The 1,277-nt window shown below is 43.9% G+C and carries 1 protein-coding gene; it reads left to right on the forward strand.

Going from position 1 to position 1,277, the window contains the following annotated elements:
- Window positions 1-53 precede the first annotated feature (53 nt).
- Complete coding sequence (locus EVX52_RS25055; protein WP_129955538.1) at window positions 54-1,082, forward strand: IS110 family transposase; 1,029 nt, start codon at window positions 54-56, stop codon at window positions 1,080-1,082.
- The last annotated feature ends 195 nt before the right edge of the window (window positions 1,083-1,277 follow it).

The following is a 1,277-nucleotide window of genomic DNA, read 5'->3' on the forward strand; positions in this document are numbered from 1 at the left end:
CACATGCTGTAATCTTAATACGATCCCAGTCTGTGATATCTGAGGTGATTGCCATGAAAACTTTCGTTGGACTTGATGTTTCCCAGAAGAAAACAAGCATCTGCGTTATAGACCATAACGGTAATAAAATTCGGATGGTTAACGTCGATACGCATCCTGGTGTTATAGCTGATTATCTCTTTTCTGAAGGATTTGATAAGTCGAAAGTGGGTCTGGAGACAGGGCCGCTTTGCGTCTGGCTTTACCATTCTCTCAGGAATTTTGGTCTGGACGTTGACTGTATCCACGCACGACATGTTCATGCGGCTTTATCTATGCAGTTAAATAAAACCGATCAAAATGATGCTTTTGGTATAGCAAGACTGGTTCTTTCCGGCTGGTACAAGCCAGTACATGTCAAAAGTCTTCAATGCCATCAACAACGACTCATTCTTACCAGCCGGGAAAAATTGGTCCAGCTTCGTGTTGCCGTAACGAATCAGATCCGCGGACTTTTGAAAACATTCGGGGTTGTTCTTCCACCCGGGAAAAATAGTGTTTTTGAACGTGCCGTACTCGAGTCATCACCTTCGCTGGAAACAGTTAAACCTGCAGTTATTATGTTGCTTGATACTTGGGAACATCTTTCCGGGCAAATAAGAAAATTTAACTACATGCTAGAAAAATTAGCCCGAAAAGATCCGGTTTGCCAGATATTGCAATCTATTCCGGGTGTGGGTGTTCTGACAGCATTAAGTTTTAAAACGTCAATTGACGACCCCTCTCGCTTCAGACGGGTCAGCGATGCAGGAGCTTTCCTCGGATTAACGCCCAAAAAGTATCAATCCGGCGAAGTTGACAGAAATGGGGGAATCTCAAAGCAGGGAAACAGAATGACACGCACGCTTATCTACGAAGCAGCATCCTGCCTGTTAACGCGTTATGGTACTGATACAAGCCTGGCAATATGGGCAAATGGACTCCGACGCAGGATGGGTTACAAGAAGGTTATTGTTGCCCTGGCTCGAAAACTGACGACATTGATGTTAAGTATGTGGAAATCAGAGACATTTTATAATGAACGTCTTAAAGCGGTAAATTAAAGAACGAAAAGTCATAATCAAATCAGATTGAGCTCGTCGTACACTTCAATTCCGGGACACGCTTTGCAGGGCAATACCCCTGCGGGAATCACATAGGAATGAAGACGACGTCTGGCAACATGTTGTAGCATCTAAAAAATGACTACGAAGACGACAAAGACCCCATCTGATCCAGATATTGACTGATTAGACGAC

The organism is Rahnella sp. CFA14(1/10) (assembly GCF_004195095.1).
GTDB classification, from domain to species: domain Bacteria; phylum Pseudomonadota; class Gammaproteobacteria; order Enterobacterales; family Enterobacteriaceae; genus Rahnella; species Rahnella perminowiae.